The following is a 17,186-nucleotide window of genomic DNA, read 5'->3' as shown; positions in this document are numbered from 1 at the left end:
GCCGCTTCGATCCGTCATACGCAGCATATTATCCAGTGTCTCGATGCGGGTGCCGATGTGGCGACATGCCCCCTTGCAGCGATCGAAGGACTGCTCAGACATCCCCTGACGGACAGCGGGCTGGAGAAGTTCCTCGCAGACTATGCGCGCCTGAATGCCTGACGAGTCGCCGGCCGCGATAAAACGACAACGCCCCGATTCGAATTTTGAATCGGGGCGTTGTGGCAATCATTTCTTTTCTAAAAGCCGCTGGAAGTCTGGATAGGGTTTTGAACGCAGGGATATCATGAGCCGGAATTCTAATCGTCACATTTTTGGAAATGTTGCGTGCCGTCTTCTCCCTGCGATGCTTGCGGATGAATGCGCCGAAACCGCGAAGATAGACATGCTCCCCGGCAATTACGGTACCACGGACCTGTTCCATAAATTCCTCGACAACAACCGAAACGGTTGCGGCCTCGATGCCCGTTTCCTGGGCGAGTTGCTTTACGATATCTGCTTTGGTCATTTTTGTAAGTTTTTGTCCGACAAAGATAAACAAACTTCCGAACTGAAAAAAGCCCATCGACAGTCCGATGATTATACCAACAGGTTTATTGTATTGCCGCAGAACGGCGCATCGTGATATTAGAAAATAAAAATCCGGGTTCGAACATTTTTAACATGGATACAGATTCATCTCTTCCGACCCCGTTTCATAGAGGTCGTATCCTTGTCCTCCGCTACGGGAAGTTTCTGTTCTTTTAACGGCCACTGCGAAAAAATATGCTCTTGGCGGACTGTCATCTCTTTCAGTCGTCGGGCGATCTGCTTCCAGTCGTATTCGAAATTCAGCATGACGATATCCTCGCCGAAGTCGATATCATCGAAATATGTGAGTGCCTTGAACGGGCGGATGACATTTGCCTGCGGAAATTTTCGTTCGTAGCATTTGAGCATCTCATAAAACGGCATCCGGGTGGACAGGCAGGCGATATCCACGAAATCTTTGAGCCGCGAACCGTCGTCGGCGATCGCAGACAGCTTCATGGCGACGATATCCTCGATGCTGTATAAACGGATTCCGGATTCCGCATAGGGCCGCCGGAGATATGCATATTTGTGAGCTATGCAGTCGATCTTAACGCCGTCGATCATACCTTTCAGCGTGTCGGGGCGCCTGAAGGCCGTTTGGAATCCGTATCGCTGCGAAAGAAACGTTTCAAGTTCCCCGACGTCGAACGACTCCGGAGTGAACAGATCCAGATCGACACTCACACGATGCCCCAGATATAAGGCCAAAGCCGTACCTCCGGCCAGATTGAACGCCGCAAGTCGGGGCTCGGCCTCCAACTGCTTCAACAACCCAAGTGTCTGCGGCGCAACTGTTTGCGTGTGTAACATCTCAATTCCTCTTTTTTAAGGCCGAAAGCCGTACATACGAAATTCATATCCTGTGCCGAGAGTGTCGGAACCTCTTTGATGATTTCCCGGAAGCCTTCGATGCCTCCGTAGAGGTCGAACGCCGCGAAATAGTCCCGGAGCCATCCCCGTTCTATGATGCGCTGCACAACGACCTTACGCGAACGCTGCCAGTCAAACTGCGTCAGGTCATAGTCCCAAAGCAATGTTTTTGAGACCTTGCAGCAGCCTTTATTTCGGATATAGTCATCGAATATGGTCATGGGCCGGAGTTCGTTTCGTTTTACAAAGATACGGATAAGCCGAGAGTAAACCAAAACTTGTTTTGAGTTTACCGAGGCGGAGTATCTTCGGCGAAGCCAAAGATACGAATTATCCTGATGATATGCAATTTCCGTGCTTTGTCCGGCACACGTCTTCAAGAGTTGTGTCTTGTCGCTCGTCATTCGCCGCAGCAGACACGGGACAAATCGGATATATACTCCCCGACGAAGGTCGGATACGGTGGTACGGACATCTCCGAACCGATTGTTCCTGTCTGCAGCATAGTGCAAAATTTTCATACGCATAAATAACCGGTTTTCAGGTGTGGGTCGCCCAGCCGTGAAAGGGGCGGTCGATAAAACAGCACGACCGATCCGGACATCCATGATAAACCAATCCGCCGACAACGCCCAGACTTCCGTCGGGATAGCGTTCCTTGAAGAGGAACGAATAGGGCGCGAAGTCCCTGTAAAGTTCTATCTCGCACGGATGATGGGGATTTTGCTCCCAGCGTTCGAGCCGTTGCAGACACTCTTCGAGCGTCTTGTCGCCGATACTCTCGGCGTATTGCACTACCTTATCGTAGTGCTCCTGACACATGATTTTCATAATAATCAAATTTTAGAATTTTGTTTATTTCCCCATTTCGGGGTGTTGTTCCAGAAAGAGCATCCGCTGCCGGATATAATGCAGCAGCGGTTCTCCGTCGCCGACAGATTCCATAATGTTATTCGTTCCGCCAATATCCTTCAGCACTTTCAATGAGAAAGAGTTGTGTATCTGCCCCGAATCGAACTGCAAATCGTGTCCGGACTCGGTAAAGGTGATGCAGACAGGTCTTTCCCGCTTTGTTCTGCCGAAAACCGTGATAGCGCCACGCAAGTCTGTCGGATAGAACTCGTCGTTGTTCTCCCAGTCGATCTCAGGAGTCAGGCGGGCGATCTCCGCCATGACCGGCCGAAGCAGCCCCTCCGTCCAATGCGGATTATTCAGCCGCTCCCGTTCCTGCTTCAGATGTTCAATCTCCCGATCGATCTCCTTGCGGCGCTTGTCGCACTGCGTTTTATGCAGGCGGTAGCGCGTAATGATATTCTCAATAGCATTCATCTTGTCAGGTATATTATGCATACCAACTGCACCGCAGGGGCTGCCCGCCCCATTTCCATGCAGTGCGGCAGGAGTCGATGCGGATATAATTTTTCGACAGACGGTGCGTATGGGTCTTGCCCTTGAAAACATCGGGCAGCGGGACGGTCGTTCCGCACATATAGCCGTCTTCGGTAGTTTGCTGGTCGAGTTGCCGAAGGTCAACCGCGCTGCCGCGGATCGCCACGACCTGATAGAAGTCGATATTGGTCTGCTCCCAGCCCCACGATGCATAAAGTATGTCACCGACGCGCAGCGAACGTCGGAACTCCTCACTCGACCGCGCTACGGCTTCGTCATGGCGGCGGAACCGCTCGGCCTCCTGCCGGATACGCTCCATAGCTTTGTCGTCGTACATTTGTCATGAGTTAAACAATTGAATTATTTTTACAGTATCAGGCATGGAATAAGACAGATTTGTCGTTGGTTTTAGAAACCGTAGAATACGTTACGTCCCCATGCTTTGCATCTTAAAACCGGACAGTTCGTTAGGCCATGTAGAGCCCGTGTTCGCGACGATGGTTTACAAGATGTAGTTTTTACTTAAATTCTTTTTATTATGGTTTATATCGGTATCGACATCAGCAAAAGCAGTTTTATTGCAGCTTACCCGTCAACGAACGGCTACCGTACTAAGACTTATCCGAACACTATTGCGGGAATTCGTAAGTTCATCGCTACGCTCTCCGTCGCTGAGCATCACTGCATCATGGAAGCCACAGGTAATTACTGTTTTCTACTGCTGTACCTGCTTCATCAGAGCGGTATAGTCGTCAGTCTGGTCAATCCCAAGCAGATCAAGCATTTTGCCCGAATGATGATGGCCGTTACCAAGACCGACGAAAAAGACGCCTGCATGATCGCCATGTACGGGGAGAAGATGAACCCTCCTGTCTACAAAATGCCCTCGCAAGCTATTATCTTGCTCAGACAGAAGAAGACCGTAATCCGTCAATTGCGTAAACAACTCGTCGCATCAAAGAACCTGCGTGAATCGCTTGTCGTACTGCCGTATCGGGACAAAGCCTGTGTGCGGGCATTGGACAAGACCATTGACTTCTTAACCAGACAAATCGAGCAACTCGAAGCGGAACTGGCAGACATCGCATCTGCGGAGTTCGATAAGCAACTCAAAGCCCTAACATCCACCAAAGGAATCGGAATTACGCTCGCTACGGCACTCATCCTTACCACCGGAGGATTTACCTACTTCGACAATGCAAAGCAACTATCCCGCTTCATCGGAATATGTCCCACCTACCAACAATCGGGAACATCCGTAAATATCAAAGGGCATATAAACCGGAATGGAGATGAACACTTACGATCCTTGCTTTATGTCGCTTCATGGTCAGCTCTGCGTTCAAATGCGGCATGTCGGGAATCTTATCTCCGATTAAAGGCAAATGGAAAACCATCTAAAGTAGCTCTGATCGCTGTGGCTAACAAACTCGTCAGACAGGCTTTTGCTATCGCTACAACCGACTCAACATATATCGACGGGTTTGTCTCTACTAAAAAATAACCTCTCGTTCATTTTTTTTACCTCTTTATTTGCTTTTTAACACAGTTCGTATTCTTCCGGTGTGTGGGCCTTGTAAACATACCGGGGGTGCTTCATCCCCGGCGTCCATGCCGCGATACAGCGGCCGTTACGGCCCTGAAACCGGACAAGCGAGATATTATAGATCAATTCGGGAGCGAAGCCCGTCCCCTGAGCGAGCCGCTCGGCGTTCTTGTTGATGCGATAGGTTTTCATTGTTTCTGAGATTTAAGATTTGGGGTATCTTCTTCTACGACTTGGAAGTTGTCGGGATTCCAGCCCTTCATGAAAAGAGCAGCTTGTGCGTCGATGACGCTCGGAAAGATGCGGCGGTGCTGCCGCGAAAAAGAGATGCGCCCGGCCGAAATCCGCCGCACAGGGCGCCCCCGGTGTTCGAGGTGGCAGCGGCATGGCACGGGACGGTAGTGCAGGAAGCCCCGCATGCGCAGCAGCAGGCCCCGTTCGTACTCCTTGTCCTCGCGGCAGCGTTCCCACGCCTCGTATTTGTCGATGCCGTCGGTCAGCAGCGTGTAACCGACAGCCCGATCATAGCGGGTTCGGCCTTGCCAAAGGCCCTTGAAAAAGAGCGACAGAAGTTCCAGTTCGAGCGTCGGACGGCCTTTCGTGCGCAGAATTTCGGTCAACGATTCGACTTCGTTGTAACGGAAGTCGAGCGGGCGAATGTTGTTCGTCGCCATGCGCACCATCACCCGCAGGTCGGGGGTAATGGTGATACGTGTTATAATCTGATAGCTCATAATGATATGCAATTAAAAGACCGCAGCTTTAGGGCTGCGGCCTGATTTGACAATACGTGAAGTGTCGTGTTATTTCGGATTGGTCGTGTCCCGGAGCTTCAATCCGAAAGCACCGCAGGCTGTACGCAGATCTTCGCTGAACTTGCTGCTCTCGCAATAATAATCACCCATTCGCCCGGCCAATTCCTGCAGATCGCTGTCCGTAATCGTCGCAGTATCGTATCCGTGTCTTTCGAGTACCGCACGGTTCAGAAAGGCGATGTCGAACTCCGCATTCGGATCATCCTTACTCGGAACGCTTCGCAGTTTCTCGTCGGTGAATCGGCAAATCTCGTCGAGGTATTCCTTCTCCGCCCAGTCCGTATCCTCGTGCCGCCGGGAGAACTCGTCACCCCAGGCAATGAGCGTCGCGATCGTATCGCGGGAGTTGTCCGAGGGGCGGAATTTCCTGCGCCCGGCTTCATAGGCGATATCGACCAGCGCCTCGGCATAGTCGCGCAGGGACACATTGCCCGGAAGCGCTGCGGGCTGCCTTTTCATAAAGGCAGTGACGGCCTCGGCATAGATCCGAAGCTGCAAACGGTCGCGCTCCGCGACGGCTTCGTCGCGGTTCAGCCCGAATTCCGGGGATTCATGTCCGTCGAGGAAGTTCTGCAACTCGCCCAGCCGGAAAACGTCGTAGCGCGTATGGTATTCCGGCAGGCAGCGTTCTACGAAATCTGCCGTAAGGTCGCTTGTCGTCTGCGGCGCAGCTTCGGCGGACGGGATAAAATCATATTCCTGCAGCCATTCAGCGATGATTTGCAGGGTATCGCAGGATAGATTTTCAAGCGGAAGCGGGAAATCATCCCCGTCCCATCCGTCCATCAGGCAGACGGGCGTCAGCCCATCCTCACAAAATTCGAGGGAGATTACATTGCGATAAAGGCCGTCGTATCTGATTGTAAGGGGTGACTCGTAATACTCCTCGTAGGCGAGGCCGCCCGTATCTGCCAGCCTCTCGCGGTCTGTCGCATCGGCCTGATAGGTTCCCAGCCGCCCTTGCCGGCTGGCGATGACCGAGCGGATGACGCCGATCTGATAGGCACGCAGTTTTTCGAGTGTTTCTTTGTCTTTCATAATCGTAGAGAGTCAAGTTATTTATAAGAAAATTTCGGTCTGACGAAATAGCAGACCGTGGTGTGCCGCCCGTGATCCTTGACGAGTTTCACGGGTTGGGGCGCATTGTAGATGCGTCGCTCGGAAACGGGAGCATCGAGCGCATTCCATTTCTCTTGCGATACGGCGGTCTGCTCGTCCCGATAGCACCAAACGATGACGGATTTCGGATCGGGAGCCGCAAATACGGTTCCTTCGTAATCGGAGAGAAACTGCCGGAACTCCTCTTCCGAGCCGAACGAGATGCACTCGCCCCGGTAAAGATCACCGTTCCGGCATTCCGCATCCTTATAGAGTCTGATCTTGCGCCATTTCTCGGTGGAGAAATCACCGTAGAGCAGATCGCCTTCCCGGAACTCCCACTGCGGAACCTCGGCGCAGAACCGGACGACTCCGTTGCCGCAGGCGCCGCAATGGCCCCAAGCACAGAAATCCCCCGGCATAGCACCGGAAGGCTTCAGTTCTTGCGGCATCACGGCTGTAAAAGGCCCTCCGCTGACCGAGCAGCCGATACCGTCGGCTGTCGCCCACACGAAAGGCACGTAAGGGCACAGGCAGATCGAGCGCATTCCGTCTTCACGGACCGCCTCGATCAAGGCGTTGCCATGGAAGTCGCCGTGGCGCGTGGTATAGCGCACCCGGTCGCCGCCCTGCGAGACAAGCGGGTTGCGGGTACGTTCGATATGACGCACCAAAGCATTGGCGGCATCTACGTCCTCTTGCGTCAGGCAATGTTCATGGTCGTAAAGCGTATTCATCGGCAGCAGCGTTTCGCGGCTGTACCGATCTTCGGTTTGGGATTGTTGCATATAGCTGATAATGAAAGCGCCGCGACCTTTCGGCCGCAGCGCAGATTAAATGATTGGTTTATCAAGGTTCAGGCAGCTTCGGCCGGAATCGCTTCCGAAGAGTCTGATTCTTCCCCGCCGGCCAGCCGTTCGGAGATCATGCGTGCCGCCCGGTTCACGTCTGTGAGGATGTCGAACAGGTAGGTCGGCTCTTTATGGAACTCCGCCAGCCAGTCCTTGATATAGGCGGCGCTCTCCTCACGAGGCGTCGTAGCGAAGCCCAGCATCGCACCGCACAAGGCCGCCGTAAGTTCGGCGACCAACTCTTCGCGGATGTAGTCGGCATCTCTGTAGCAAGCGCCAAAAGGACGGTTCAGACGCTCCGCATGCCCCGTACTGTGCGTGACTTCGTGGAGAAGTGTCGTGTAGAATGCCGCGCCCTCCGGGAACTGCCGTTTTTCGGGGCAGACGATCCGGTCGAGCGTCGGCGAATAGGACGCCCTGTTGCCGGATTTGAGCAGGATGGGACAGAGCCACGACCGCTCCGCCAGCATCCGGTCCAGCGCCTCGCATGTCAGACCGTCCGAGTAGTCTTTCGGCCCGGTCGGTGTCGTAAGCGAAGCGTAGCGCTCCGGCTGCTGTTCCGACATATCCGTCTGGTCGATGTTGAAGACCGGGTAATAGCGCATCACGGGCAGCACGTCGTATTGCCGCCGCTGCTCCTGCGGCAGGCGGTAATAGTCCGCCAACTCAATCTTCTTGCGGGTCTCCTTATGGCGGATATACAGTTTCCAGAAGAAGACCGGGAACGAACCGGAGCCTTTGAGGATGTTCAGACCCTCCTCCTTGGCCTGCTTGAACGTCATAAAAAGCGGCGTACTGTAGCCTGCGATCTCCGAGAGGAACAGCAGCATCAGGATATTCCCGCCCCGGTAGGGCGTGCCGCGCAGATTGCGCGGAAGACCGTGCGCGAGGTCGGCGATCCACGGCTTGCGCCACTCCTCGGTGAGCGTCTCCATTTTCTTTATCATCAGCTCCGTCAGCTGCGGAGCGATCTTTTCAATCAAATTCTTATTCATAGCAGTAATAATGAAAAGACGGAGCAGGCATGACCTGCTCCGTCGGTTGGACATCTCGTTCGCGCTATCGTTATGCCGCCGTTTTCATCTCCTCAGGCACCCGGGTATCGGGTTCGATATCGGGGTCCATCGGAATAATCAGCGGCTCCGGCTCTGCGTCGGGCGTTTCATCCGGCAGCAGGTCGGGAAGCTCCTCGGGCTCGAAGTCCGGAGCCTCCAGCATCGAAACAGCCTGCGCTTCGGCCTCGGCTTTTGCCTGCAAAGCGTCGATCTGCTCCTGAAGCCGGGCTTTGCGACGCTCGTAGACTTTCAGATACTCCTGCTGCACTTTCTGGCTCTGTTCCGCGAAGTTCATATCCGCGAAGCGGCACATCATTCCCGTCAGGAGCGTTTCGTCCGTACAACGGAAATCCGGAGCCGCCGATCGGAAGTAGTCCACCAGAAACGCGCGGATCAGCGCTGCCTGCTGCTTGGCCGTAATGCGTCCCGCAGCGGCGAACTGCTCTTCGTCGGTCAGGTAAGAGCCCTCCTTAGGCCGGAAACCGCACTGACGGAGTTTCGAGTCGCTCATTACGCGCTGCATCACGGCATAGTAGAACATCTGCTGCTCCTCTTTCTGCAAGGGCTTGTTCGCAACTTTCACATCGAGGAAGACCCGCTTCATATCGGTCGTGATGTGTTCGTAGCAGATTTCCCGATAGCGACGCTCCTGTTGGAACAGTCCCTCCAACGGCGAGGGCGGGACGACGGTGACGAAGACCTTGTGTTCATCGTCCTGTCCCTCGTTGACCGTCACTTCCCGCTCTTCGTCCTCGATCTCTTCGTAGCGGAGCTCGATATCGAGGTTGCCGATGATTGCGTATTTGCGCACGCGCCCTTCCGAGATGTCGAACTCCAACTGCTGCGTCTGTTCCGTAAAGCGGATCATCCGGATCTCATGCCTCTCCTGAGCCTCGGCAAAATCCACCTCTGACACGTAATTTTCGGCCTGCGGAACGTCGGGCATCTGCGGAGCTTTGTCGTAGTAACCGGCATTGTATTCCAGTTCTTCGACGTGGTAGCCCTCCTGTTCGAGTGCTTCGAGCACTGCGGCAGGCGTTTCGCCGTCTGTGGCCAGTGTCGTACGCGGATCGTCCTTGAGGAGTTTCACGGCCTTCTGTACCAAAAACTCGTTGTTCTTGCGGATCATGCACTCGCGGTTTTGACAGCCCGCGCAGCCACCCGCGCATTCGTCCTTGAACAACACCTGATTGGCCGTGTTGTGCTGGCAGGAAAGGCACTCCGTCTTATCGAAGTTGTAGCTTTCCAGCTTGGTCATATAACGCTCGTAGAGCCGCCGGGCGATCTCCTTGATCCGCGCGGTCTTCCACGAGCTGTAACACCCCTCGGCGAAATGATCGTCGTAGACCTCCTGCTGGATGTCGGCGGGATATTTGGCGATCTCCGTAGCGACGCCCACCGAAATCTCCTCCTTGTCGAGCATCCCGGCCAGGGCATCGATCAGCTCGCAGAGTTTCAGTCGCGAGCGGATGTAGGCTTCCGACTTGCCGAACTTGCCCACGAGACTCTCGATCGTATGCCGCCCCGACTGCAAGGCCCGCTTGTAGGCAGCGGCCTCCTCGCGCGGCCGTACGTCCTCGCGTTGCAGGTTCTCCGTGATGGCGGCATCCTCGGCCTCGGCGTCCGACAGATCCCGCACCAGGGCAGGGATGAATTTCAGGCCCGCCATTGCAGCCGCCCAATAGCGGCGCTCGCCGTAGACGATCTCGAAGCCCTCGTCCCTCGGACGCACGCAGATAGGTTGAAGAACGCCCGACTGTTTGATGCTTTCGGCAAGTTCCAACAGCGTTTCTTCGCGGAAGTTCTTGCGGGGATTGTAGGTCGAATTGACGATCTTGTTCAGGTCCAGCAGCCGGACATCCGTTTCGGGATGGGCTGTCGGTTGTTCGACGGTAACGGTGTCCGCAACCGTTGTCTGCGGTTCGGCGGCTTCCGTATTTCGAGCCTGCGGCCCAACAGTGTCGGGAATGACCGGCATCAAAACTGCGGACTTGCCGTTCTTTTTCGATTTCGAATTCATTTTCGCAGTCTGCATAACATGTAACAGTTTTTACCGTGTGTCTCACGTGTTTGTGCCTGTACGACCTTTATTTGTCATGGATCGCACAGGCAATGAATAATATGTTATGAGGCTTTAATCCCGAACGGGTCGGTTGCCTCGGGAAGATTCATAAGCCCGAGGCGCAGGCGCAGGGACGGAAAAATACCGCAGCCCCGGCGAGGATGATTTTTCCGCCCCGGAGCCGGAGAGGGAGGCCCGGCCGACTGGCTCGGGCTTATCTTCCCCGACGGCAACCGATAAGGGGATGGAAATACTGATATTGAAAATCTGTGATTGATCGAAAACGTAATTTGATATGTTTGGAAAAAAGGTAATTTATATATAATTTCACCAAATATTTAGTAGGAGAATATTTAAAAGACATATGGATAAGGAAACATTGGCCAATCACATATCCAGATTGGGAAAGAGAGATTTCGAAATTGCATGTAGACTTATATTGCATGACATTTTTAACCTGATAGCCGTAAATGTAGATGGCGCAAACGATGGGGGAACAGACTTTGCTGTATTTAATTCAGAAGGGAATCGAACAAAAGCTGCCTATCAAATCACAACACAAAAAACGGACATTAGGAATAAAGCGTATAAAGATGCATCAAAATGTATATCTAAATTACACGTTGATCGTTTTTATTTTCTATCCACGTATTCACTTTCGGAAACTGATGCCAGAATGATTGAGGCGGAAATTCTGAATGAGTTAAAAATACCATCAACGGTTTTATCTCCAAATGTTATAGCAGATCTATTAATTAGCAACAGGTTAGAAAGTAAGCTACTTGATGCTACAGGGTTCCCCGACCTTAGAGCATATAATTCAAGTTCTTTAGATTATCGGGAAATGGCTCTGCATAGTTACACCATATTATCGAATGATGCTAAAAATCTCAAAGCTCAGATATATGATGATTCTATGATTTTGGTTTTATCTGATTATCCCGAAGGTTTGAATGAAACAGAAGTAATCGATAAAGCAATTGATCTGTTATGCCTTTCAGAAACAAAAAAAGAATTATTACACAAAAGAATAGGCGCTCTATTCACACATCGCATAATTCAAAGAACCGATGAGAATAAAATAACGTTGACAAATAACGCAATCCAAGATGTTAAGGCCAGAAAATCATTATATGAAAGAGAATTAGAGGATCTATCCGCAGCCCAAACGGACTTATTCCATGAATACGGTGTAGATTGGACCAAAGAGGACTCCAAACAAGCATCGATATGGATTGCCAACGCTTACATAGCACAACAATTATCTATACTTAAACAAGCAAAAACAAGTATGGCATCTAATTCTTTGCTTGCTATAGGAACAAAAAGTGGGATCGATAGACTTAAAGAATTTCTAATTAAAGAAAAGAAAATACCAACTAATCAGATAGATGTAATAATTGAAAAAATGATAGGAATGGCTTCCAGTCATCCTTTAATTGTTAAAATTACAAGTGCGTCTGTATATATCGCCTTAGAAGGCTCCAATCCTCTTACAGCCTCAAAAGTCCTCGGTGCGAATCGATGGAGCGACATTTATTTGTTGGTGGAACCAACAATCGGAATTCCGTATTTATGTTCTCAGCTATATAAGGGAAAAGTAAATCGCTACTTTGACAATGCCATTTTAAGTATCAAGCGAGCTAAGGAGTTAGGAATAATGCTACGCATTCCTTATTTTTATATTAAGGAATGTGCAGGTCATCTTCATATGGCGAGAAAATTTGATGGAATAGATTTAGATCCTAACGAAATGCAATATTCGAGTAATGCTTTTGTGGCTAATTATTATGCTTTAAGGGCACAAGGTGTTCATATGCCTGACAGTTTTATGGAATATTTAGCGACGTTTAGCCCTGCAATCAAAATAGAGCATAATGATTATGCCGATTGGATACGAGAAATAATGACAAATATTCAGTCCTTTTTCACCCGTTCAGGAATTGAATTCGCAGAAACGCCAACATATACGGCAGATGAACTAAAATTATATGAAACTGAGTACAGCTATTATCTTCAAAATAATAATTTAACAAAACCACAGCATTTGATGCGAAATGATATATATGCATTAAAATATACAGAGGAAAGGGTTTCCAAATACGGAGAACATTGGATGATTCTCACATTTGATAATTCATTAACTCAGGTTGCTCAAAAATGTGAACATGAAGCTTGGGTTAATAACCCATTCTCTTTTTTAGATATGGCTGAGATTACTAAAGACCTTTCGGACAAAAAATTCTATTCGTTAGTCCATGCGGTAGCATCCTATAGTCAACAAGCATTATCTATCGGAGCTCGAATTATAGACCGAGTCGTATTGTATGCATCGAAAGAGATGCAAGATTGGGAGTTTAGGCGTGATATAAATAAATTTAAATCAGAGTTGATAACACGAGCTCAGAATGACAATATAAATTATATGGTAGAAGTAGATCAAAAAACGGATGATTTTTTGAAAACGCATGGGATATCTATGACAAATGAGCTTGAAAATGTAGACATTTAAAACGAAAAATTCTGATATTCATTTTAGTTAAAGGTACGATCTTTTAAATAGTTTTAGGATATCTGTCAGAGAAATTCGCTTTATCATTGATATTTTCAGACCATTCGTCGAAAGTGGTTGCGTCGAAGACGCCGTACCGGCGTATTTCGGCATATGCCTGTTCTTCCCGGAGCAGGGACTGCCGGGAGACGAACGTTCCGGTGAAGTTTGTCAGAGCCAGCGGCACGAGCCACTGAAAATCGCTGCCACGGCCGCCCATGACCTCACACGAGTGAAAATCTGCGGGAAGGGTTTCGGGATCGAGGCGATACATAGTGAAAAGTGCAGGGATGCCGTTGATCTCGGCGTCGCGGAAATCCCTGATTTCTCCGAAAGGGAGAGATGAGGCGTATGCCATAATGTTGAATTTTAGAAAAGTTCATAGATTTTTCGAGAAACGACTGCGGCTCCGGATATTCGGAGCCGCAGTGTTAAAGCCGAAGGGCATGCCACTCGCCGTCCGAATAAACGTAACCCTCCAGATCGAGTGTGTACAAATCCGTGGACACGATCCGTAGAAACAATGTCGCGTCGTTGGGAATCGTTCGGGTCAGATGACGAAATGCAGCCAGAGGGAAAGGCTTGCGTGCGATAAACCGGCCGCGAACCTCGTTTTTCGATGGGATATATTCGTACAAACGATAATTGAGCGCCAGCCAGCGAAGAACTTTACGGCGGGCTTCTATATTGTCCGTTCGCAGCGTAAAACGGTTGAAGCAGTAATTGCGCATCGTCGGATGAACTTTACGGTCTTTTGATAAGGTATTAATTCAAAGCTAATGCAGCCATAAAGTAGTCGATGGAATCGTATTCAAGCCCCAATCCGGAGCAGGCTGTTTCGAGGTCGCCGTAATGCAGTTCGCCGGCATCCCGCAGCTCGCCGAGGCTGCGCAGTTCCGCATCCAGGTATTCCCCGGCACGCCGTTCTCCGCAGCGGCATGCGACCCGGATATTATTGATAATATCAGTTCGGTTCATAGTTGTAAGATTTATTATTTTCGGATTATATAACCGGACGAATCCGGTCTGTTCGCAGGAGTCGTTCAAGGATTAAGCCTTAATTTGTTATCGGAGGCGGCCAAAAAATCATCGAGCGTACGACAACGATAGTCCAGTGAAATTCGTTCACTGTAATCCGTCTGCCGGATCTCGAAAGTATAGGTCAGACCGTGCCGTGTGATATGACCGCGATTTTTGTCATATTCCCAAACCACATCAGGTATTGTTTCCAATCGATTGCGGTATCCGGTCATTTTTCGCTCGTTCTCCGCATTGATCCGTTCGAGGCTTCGGTAACCCTGCGTGAGGTATTCCACCCAGTCGTCGATCTTCTTCCGGGTGAAAACTCCGATACGGTTCGGTGCGGTTTGTTTGTCGAAAGCCTTGCCGTAGGAGTACTTGTCCGCATACCGGAGGAACGACCAATCGAATCGAAGGTCGTAATAGGCTTTCGGATAGAAGTATCGGCGGACGAGAAACAGGATGCCGTTTCTGCGGAAACCGGAACTTACCTCCTCGAAATAGTTCTTCAGGCTGTCCGCGGCATGTGTAACACGGTAGAACAAGGCTGCATCCGGAACGAACTCCTGCACCGTTTCCAATACGGCCGATGCGCCTTGAATGGCCCGCTCTATGTTATCCTCGGCATTGGCGAGCAACAGCTCGTCGAAGGTAGTCTGATCGATCCACTTTCTCATCGTTGAGACACCTGCCTGCGGCAGGATTCCGTTTCCCGCAGGTAATCGTTCAACGCAGGCACAAGGATCGTACACTCGGCATCGGGCTTTCCGAGAAAACATTTCACCTTTACCGATGCCTCCACGCCGTCCCGGGCGTAGGTCTTGAAGCGGTAGTCGTAACCCGCCACCGCAATCTCGAATTTTTGATGTTTCATCTTCGAAATGGATTTTGATTGGACATACGGCCGGCAGATCCCCGCTATGAAAGTGAGAAGCCGGCTTCGGGGCAAAAAATTCAGCGGCAGGGGCAGCCCGCAGTCGGTCTTTTTCGCGCGATACGACCCGAAGGGTGGAGATCGCGCGAAAAAGCCGAAAAGGGCGTAAGACCCTGACGCTATCTTGCCCCGCAGACGGCGATCACAAAGGAATTCTGATTATTACTCGTGCTGTCTCAAAACAAAAAAGCTGTTTGTGCCAGTACAAACAGCTTTAGCGCTTTCTCGATTATCGGACAACCACGCGAGGCGCTTTGCGTATGGCATTCTGCAAATTGCGCTGATTGAGTTTCAAAGACAATGCAAGCAAATCGTAGGCATTGTAGAGGAATTGTTTCCGATAAATTTTAGGACGGATTAGACGTTGGTGCCGGCACACGATAAGCGTTTCTGCCGATATACCGAGGATTTCACAAGCCGCACGAGCCGAAAGGTACATCGGATATTTACTTTGGCTGCATAGATATTCGAACAGCATCACGCTTTTGCTCAGCATGAAATTGGTTTTAATCAGGCTCTCCAACCGTTCGGGTGTGACCAGTACATAGATTTGGTCTTTTTTCGGAATGTTCATGGACGATAGTTTTTATAGGTTTGTGTCTTTCAATGTTTCGAGTTTTCCCTGCTTACGCATCTTGCGGATGAACTCTTGGACCTCGGAGAGCAGGTACATCCTGCGATGCCCGAAAGTGAAGCCCACCAGACGCCCTTGTTCTCTGTAACGTCGCACCTGACGTTCGCTTTGGCGGAGCATTTGGCAAACCTCCGAAAACTCCAGCATAGGGTCGCCCTCCAACACGCTGCGATGTTCTTTCAGGGAGCGGATCTCTTCCAGAATTTCCATGACGATGGCCAGAATACGCGAAATGCTGTCTGCGGATTGATTTTCCATAATTATTATGAATTGGTTTCTTCCGCAAAATTGGGATAATCCTTCGAGACGATCATCTATGTTTGAAGCAGTTATATTATTTTGATATACAATTAATTGTAATTAAAACGAATACTTGCCGGAGATTTTGTCATTGATTGTTGTAATAGCCTGGTCGATCATACTTTCGGTTACTTTTGCATAGATTTGGGTCGTCGTAATGCTCTTATGTCCCAGCATTTTACTCAAAGCGATCAACGGCACGCCGTTCATCAGCGAGATGGTCGTCGCGAACGTATGCCGGGCAAGGTGGAACGAAAGCTGCTTTTCAATGCCGCAGGCGGCGGCGATGAATTTCAGGCTTCGATCCATCACTTTGACTGTGGACATCGGAAAGACCTTCTCCGGCCCGGCCAGACCTTTGTATTTATTCAGAATTGACAACGGAACGGGTAACAACCTGACCAAGTATTTGGTGCCCGTCTTCATCCGGTTACCCGAAACCCACCAATTGCCCGCAGCGTCCTGCTCGAATTGCTTCCATTCGAGCGATCGCATATCCGCGTGACAGATACCCGTAAAGCAGGAGAAAAGAAACAGGTCTCTTGTCCGCGCCTGGCATTTATGACGAAGTGGTGTGGTCATCAGACGTTGTAACTCCTCGTTCGTAAGGTATCCCCGCTCGACCTGCGGAGGCGTATAGCGGTAGAGGGCAAAAGGATTGCGGGGCATCCAACCGTTATTGAAAGCCATTTTGACTACATATTTCAGGCATTTAAGATAACCGGACAATCCATTGGGGGACATTCCGAGGTCATGGAATAGATAAGTATGGAATTTTTCAATGAAGGACTGCTCTAATTCCAAAAGCGGCATATCTTTGACCCGATACACCTTTTCCATGAAAGAATGCAAATGTTCGGAACATTTACAGTAACGCTCCCAGGTCCTGCGGGCACGATCGACACCAACCCGTTTTCGATAGTCTACCGTAAATTTTTCGAATGCTTCGAGCAGGGTCTGGTATTTCCGGTCGAAACCCTGATAGGCGTTCCGTACCCGTTCGGCCGTTACATAACTGTCGTGATCACAAATATCCTGATAATGTTTATTGATTTGCCCCCGAATATTGTCCAAATAGCGATTGATACGATCGGCTTCGACACTCTTGCCTTTCGCACGACCGCCTTTAACCTCCCACAGGCGAACCGGGACTTCGATTTTGGCGCTGAACTGGGTAATCGTTCCATTGACCGTAATACGACCCATGACCGGAGCGAGAGGCTGCTCCTTGTTCCTTTTAAGGTAGAACAGAACCTTGAACGTGCTACGCATAACTCTGCTTTTTGAGGGTTGCAAAAATAATTTCAGCAGAGTCGGTTGTCAAGACGAATAACAACGCAATATATTGCAATTCAAAATAATACGCAATAAATAGCAAAAGTAAACGAGGTAACGATTTGGAAACCGAAACCTCGTTTACAATCACGTTTTTTCACTCTCTAAACGTTATGTTTCTTATTTGGTTCGAAACATAAAAATCTAAAAATC

Annotated in this window: 21 protein-coding genes and 2 pseudogenes; 3 read left to right on the top strand and 20 right to left on the bottom strand. The window is 50.2% G+C overall.

Translation table 11 applies throughout. From position 1 onward, the window contains the following. Positions 1–162, top strand: a pseudogene (locus tag ACESTR_RS14800) (fructose-6-phosphate aldolase); the annotation flags it as partial. A 106-nt stretch (positions 163–268) separates the two neighbouring features. Here the strand turns inward: ACESTR_RS14800 and ACESTR_RS14795 are convergent. From ACESTR_RS14795 to ACESTR_RS14770, 6 genes and pseudogenes are all read right to left on the bottom strand, one after another. Further along, a pseudogene (locus ACESTR_RS14795) lies at positions 269–508 on the bottom strand (HU family DNA-binding protein); the annotation flags it as partial. A 167-nt stretch (positions 509–675) separates the two neighbouring features. Next, positions 676–1,383: a nucleotidyl transferase AbiEii/AbiGii toxin family protein gene (locus ACESTR_RS14790; protein ID WP_278752677.1), complete on the bottom strand. Its 708-nt coding sequence runs from the start codon at positions 1,381–1,383 to the stop codon at positions 676–678. After that, positions 1,338–1,664, bottom strand: coding sequence for a DUF6922 domain-containing protein (locus tag ACESTR_RS14785; RefSeq protein ID WP_278752676.1), 327 nt, complete (start codon positions 1,662–1,664; stop codon positions 1,338–1,340). The genes ACESTR_RS14790 and ACESTR_RS14785 overlap by 46 nt, the downstream gene beginning before the upstream one ends. Before the next feature lie 319 nt (positions 1,665–1,983). Next, on the bottom strand, positions 1,984–2,274 hold the full coding sequence (locus ACESTR_RS14780; protein WP_118406995.1) for a DUF4120 family protein: 291 nt from the start codon (positions 2,272–2,274) through the stop codon (positions 1,984–1,986). A 24-nt stretch (positions 2,275–2,298) separates the two neighbouring features. After that, complete coding sequence (locus ACESTR_RS14775) at positions 2,299–2,772, bottom strand: hypothetical protein (RefSeq protein ID WP_278752675.1); 474 nt, start codon at positions 2,770–2,772, stop codon at positions 2,299–2,301. 13 nt (positions 2,773–2,785) lie between these two features. After that, positions 2,786–3,169: a hypothetical protein gene (locus ACESTR_RS14770; RefSeq protein WP_244075982.1), complete on the bottom strand. Its 384-nt coding sequence runs from the start codon at positions 3,167–3,169 to the stop codon at positions 2,786–2,788. Positions 3,170–3,370: 201 nt separating this feature from the next. Between ACESTR_RS14770 and ACESTR_RS14765 the strand changes: the two genes are divergently transcribed. After that, the gene (locus tag ACESTR_RS14765; protein ID WP_244075983.1) at positions 3,371–4,336 is read left to right on the top strand and encodes an IS110 family transposase; all 966 of its coding nucleotides are present in this window, start codon (positions 3,371–3,373) and stop codon (positions 4,334–4,336) included. A gap of 36 nt (positions 4,337–4,372) precedes the next feature. On the opposite strand, the gene ACESTR_RS14760 is transcribed toward ACESTR_RS14765, so the two are convergent. From ACESTR_RS14760 to ACESTR_RS14735, 6 genes are all read right to left on the bottom strand, one after another. Beyond that, on the bottom strand, positions 4,373–4,570 hold the full coding sequence (locus ACESTR_RS14760; protein ID WP_244075984.1) for a hypothetical protein: 198 nt from the start codon (positions 4,568–4,570) through the stop codon (positions 4,373–4,375). Beyond that, entirely contained in the window at positions 4,567–5,112 is a 546-nt protein-coding gene (locus ACESTR_RS14755; RefSeq protein WP_244075985.1) for a hypothetical protein, read from the bottom strand. Before ACESTR_RS14755 ends, ACESTR_RS14760 begins: the two co-directional genes overlap by 4 nt. A 69-nt stretch (positions 5,113–5,181) precedes the next feature. After that, the gene (locus ACESTR_RS14750) at positions 5,182–6,231 is read right to left on the bottom strand and encodes a hypothetical protein (protein WP_278752712.1); all 1,050 of its coding nucleotides are present in this window, start codon (positions 6,229–6,231) and stop codon (positions 5,182–5,184) included. Positions 6,232–6,248: 17 nt separating this feature from the next. Next, positions 6,249–7,079, bottom strand: coding sequence for a DUF4121 family protein (locus ACESTR_RS14745; RefSeq protein ID WP_373179390.1), 831 nt, complete (start codon positions 7,077–7,079; stop codon positions 6,249–6,251). A 68-nt stretch (positions 7,080–7,147) separates the two neighbouring features. Continuing rightward, positions 7,148–8,137 carry an ArdC family protein gene (locus ACESTR_RS14740; RefSeq protein ID WP_373179389.1) on the bottom strand — a complete coding sequence of 330 codons (990 nt, stop codon included), beginning with the start codon at positions 8,135–8,137 and terminating at the stop codon, positions 7,148–7,150. Positions 8,138–8,207: 70 nt separating this feature from the next. Beyond that, positions 8,208–10,175 carry a ParB/RepB/Spo0J family partition protein gene (locus ACESTR_RS14735; RefSeq protein ID WP_373179391.1) on the bottom strand — a complete coding sequence of 656 codons (1,968 nt, stop codon included), beginning with the start codon at positions 10,173–10,175 and terminating at the stop codon, positions 8,208–8,210. A gap of 448 nt (positions 10,176–10,623) precedes the next feature. Here ACESTR_RS14735 and ACESTR_RS14730 point away from each other — a divergent pair, with 448 nt between their 5' ends. Next, positions 10,624–12,771: a hypothetical protein gene (locus ACESTR_RS14730; protein WP_244075990.1), complete on the top strand. Its 2,148-nt coding sequence runs from the start codon at positions 10,624–10,626 to the stop codon at positions 12,769–12,771. Between the two features lie 43 nt (positions 12,772–12,814). Here the strand turns inward: ACESTR_RS14730 and ACESTR_RS14725 are convergent, their stop codons facing one another. The 8 genes from ACESTR_RS14725 to ACESTR_RS14690 form a co-directional block, all read right to left on the bottom strand. Then, on the bottom strand, positions 12,815–13,168 hold the full coding sequence (locus tag ACESTR_RS14725) for an LPD28 domain-containing protein (protein WP_130063997.1): 354 nt from the start codon (positions 13,166–13,168) through the stop codon (positions 12,815–12,817). Between the two features lie 73 nt (positions 13,169–13,241). After that, positions 13,242–13,541 (bottom strand): hypothetical protein, encoded by a 300-nt coding sequence (locus tag ACESTR_RS14720; RefSeq protein WP_130063996.1) that lies wholly within the window; start codon positions 13,539–13,541, stop codon positions 13,242–13,244. A 34-nt stretch (positions 13,542–13,575) separates the two neighbouring features. After that, positions 13,576–13,788, bottom strand: coding sequence for a hypothetical protein (locus ACESTR_RS14715; protein ID WP_130063995.1), 213 nt, complete (start codon positions 13,786–13,788; stop codon positions 13,576–13,578). A 65-nt stretch (positions 13,789–13,853) separates the two neighbouring features. After that, positions 13,854–14,507, bottom strand: coding sequence for a hypothetical protein (locus tag ACESTR_RS14710; protein ID WP_130063994.1), 654 nt, complete (start codon positions 14,505–14,507; stop codon positions 13,854–13,856). Beyond that, a complete protein-coding gene (locus tag ACESTR_RS14705) occupies positions 14,504–14,704 on the bottom strand; it encodes a hypothetical protein (protein WP_130063993.1) in 201 nt (66 codons plus the stop codon). The genes ACESTR_RS14710 and ACESTR_RS14705 overlap by 4 nt, the downstream gene beginning before the upstream one ends. Before the next feature lie 289 nt (positions 14,705–14,993). Beyond that, positions 14,994–15,338 carry a hypothetical protein gene (locus tag ACESTR_RS14700; RefSeq protein WP_015546383.1) on the bottom strand — a complete coding sequence of 115 codons (345 nt, stop codon included), beginning with the start codon at positions 15,336–15,338 and terminating at the stop codon, positions 14,994–14,996. A gap of 12 nt (positions 15,339–15,350) precedes the next feature. Then, the gene (locus ACESTR_RS14695; protein ID WP_015546384.1) at positions 15,351–15,656 is read right to left on the bottom strand and encodes a helix-turn-helix domain-containing protein; all 306 of its coding nucleotides are present in this window, start codon (positions 15,654–15,656) and stop codon (positions 15,351–15,353) included. A gap of 102 nt (positions 15,657–15,758) precedes the next feature. Further along, positions 15,759–16,970 (bottom strand): site-specific integrase, encoded by a 1,212-nt coding sequence (locus ACESTR_RS14690; RefSeq protein WP_244075991.1) that lies wholly within the window; start codon positions 16,968–16,970, stop codon positions 15,759–15,761. Positions 16,971–17,186 lie beyond the last annotated feature (216 nt).

This window comes from Alistipes sp. DJF_B185 (assembly GCF_964250025.1).
Taxonomy (GTDB): Bacteria; Bacteroidota; Bacteroidia; order Bacteroidales; family Rikenellaceae; genus Alistipes; species Alistipes finegoldii.
The sequence above is the reverse complement of the archived record's forward strand: the minus strand, read 5'-3'. Positions and strand labels throughout refer to the sequence as shown.

What these genes read in the sequence shown, in the direction of transcription:
- ACESTR_RS14695 (WP_015546384.1), bottom strand. Translation starts at nt 15,656, where the DNA reads ATGGAAAATCAATCCGCAGACAGCATTTCGCGTATTCTGGCCATCGTC.
- ACESTR_RS14780 (WP_118406995.1), bottom strand. Translation starts at nt 2,274, where the DNA reads ATGAAAATCATGTGTCAGGAGCACTACGATAAGGTAGTGCAATACGCC.
- ACESTR_RS14700 (WP_015546383.1), bottom strand. Translation starts at nt 15,338, where the DNA reads ATGAACATTCCGAAAAAAGACCAAATCTATGTACTGGTCACACCCGAA.
- ACESTR_RS14715 (WP_130063995.1), bottom strand. Translation starts at nt 13,788, where the DNA reads ATGAACCGAACTGATATTATCAATAATATCCGGGTCGCATGCCGCTGC.
- ACESTR_RS14755 (WP_244075985.1), bottom strand. Translation starts at nt 5,112, where the DNA reads ATGAGCTATCAGATTATAACACGTATCACCATTACCCCCGACCTGCGG.
- ACESTR_RS14725 (WP_130063997.1), bottom strand. Translation starts at nt 13,168, where the DNA reads ATGGCATACGCCTCATCTCTCCCTTTCGGAGAAATCAGGGATTTCCGC.
- ACESTR_RS14770 (WP_244075982.1), bottom strand. Translation starts at nt 3,169, where the DNA reads ATGTACGACGACAAAGCTATGGAGCGTATCCGGCAGGAGGCCGAGCGG.
- ACESTR_RS14710 (WP_130063994.1), bottom strand. Translation starts at nt 14,507, where the DNA reads ATGAGAAAGTGGATCGATCAGACTACCTTCGACGAGCTGTTGCTCGCC.
- ACESTR_RS14790 (WP_278752677.1), bottom strand. Translation starts at nt 1,383, where the DNA reads ATGTTACACACGCAAACAGTTGCGCCGCAGACACTTGGGTTGTTGAAG.
- ACESTR_RS14765 (WP_244075983.1), top strand. Translation starts at nt 3,371, where the DNA reads ATGGTTTATATCGGTATCGACATCAGCAAAAGCAGTTTTATTGCAGCT.
- ACESTR_RS14745 (WP_373179390.1), bottom strand. Translation starts at nt 7,079, where the DNA reads ATGCAACAATCCCAAACCGAAGATCGGTACAGCCGCGAAACGCTGCTG.
- ACESTR_RS14785 (WP_278752676.1), bottom strand. Translation starts at nt 1,664, where the DNA reads ATGACCATATTCGATGACTATATCCGAAATAAAGGCTGCTGCAAGGTC.
- ACESTR_RS14750 (WP_278752712.1), bottom strand. Translation starts at nt 6,231, where the DNA reads ATGAAAGACAAAGAAACACTCGAAAAACTGCGTGCCTATCAGATCGGC.
- ACESTR_RS14740 (WP_373179389.1), bottom strand. Translation starts at nt 8,137, where the DNA reads ATGAATAAGAATTTGATTGAAAAGATCGCTCCGCAGCTGACGGAGCTG.
- ACESTR_RS14735 (WP_373179391.1), bottom strand. Translation starts at nt 10,175, where the DNA reads ATGCCGGTCATTCCCGACACTGTTGGGCCGCAGGCTCGAAATACGGAA.
- ACESTR_RS14690 (WP_244075991.1), bottom strand. Translation starts at nt 16,970, where the DNA reads ATGCGTAGCACGTTCAAGGTTCTGTTCTACCTTAAAAGGAACAAGGAG.
- ACESTR_RS14760 (WP_244075984.1), bottom strand. Translation starts at nt 4,570, where the DNA reads ATGAAAACCTATCGCATCAACAAGAACGCCGAGCGGCTCGCTCAGGGG.
- ACESTR_RS14720 (WP_130063996.1), bottom strand. Translation starts at nt 13,541, where the DNA reads ATGCGCAATTACTGCTTCAACCGTTTTACGCTGCGAACGGACAATATA.
- ACESTR_RS14705 (WP_130063993.1), bottom strand. Translation starts at nt 14,704, where the DNA reads ATGAAACATCAAAAATTCGAGATTGCGGTGGCGGGTTACGACTACCGC.
- ACESTR_RS14730 (WP_244075990.1), top strand. Translation starts at nt 10,624, where the DNA reads ATGGATAAGGAAACATTGGCCAATCACATATCCAGATTGGGAAAGAGA.
- ACESTR_RS14775 (WP_278752675.1), bottom strand. Translation starts at nt 2,772, where the DNA reads ATGAATGCTATTGAGAATATCATTACGCGCTACCGCCTGCATAAAACG.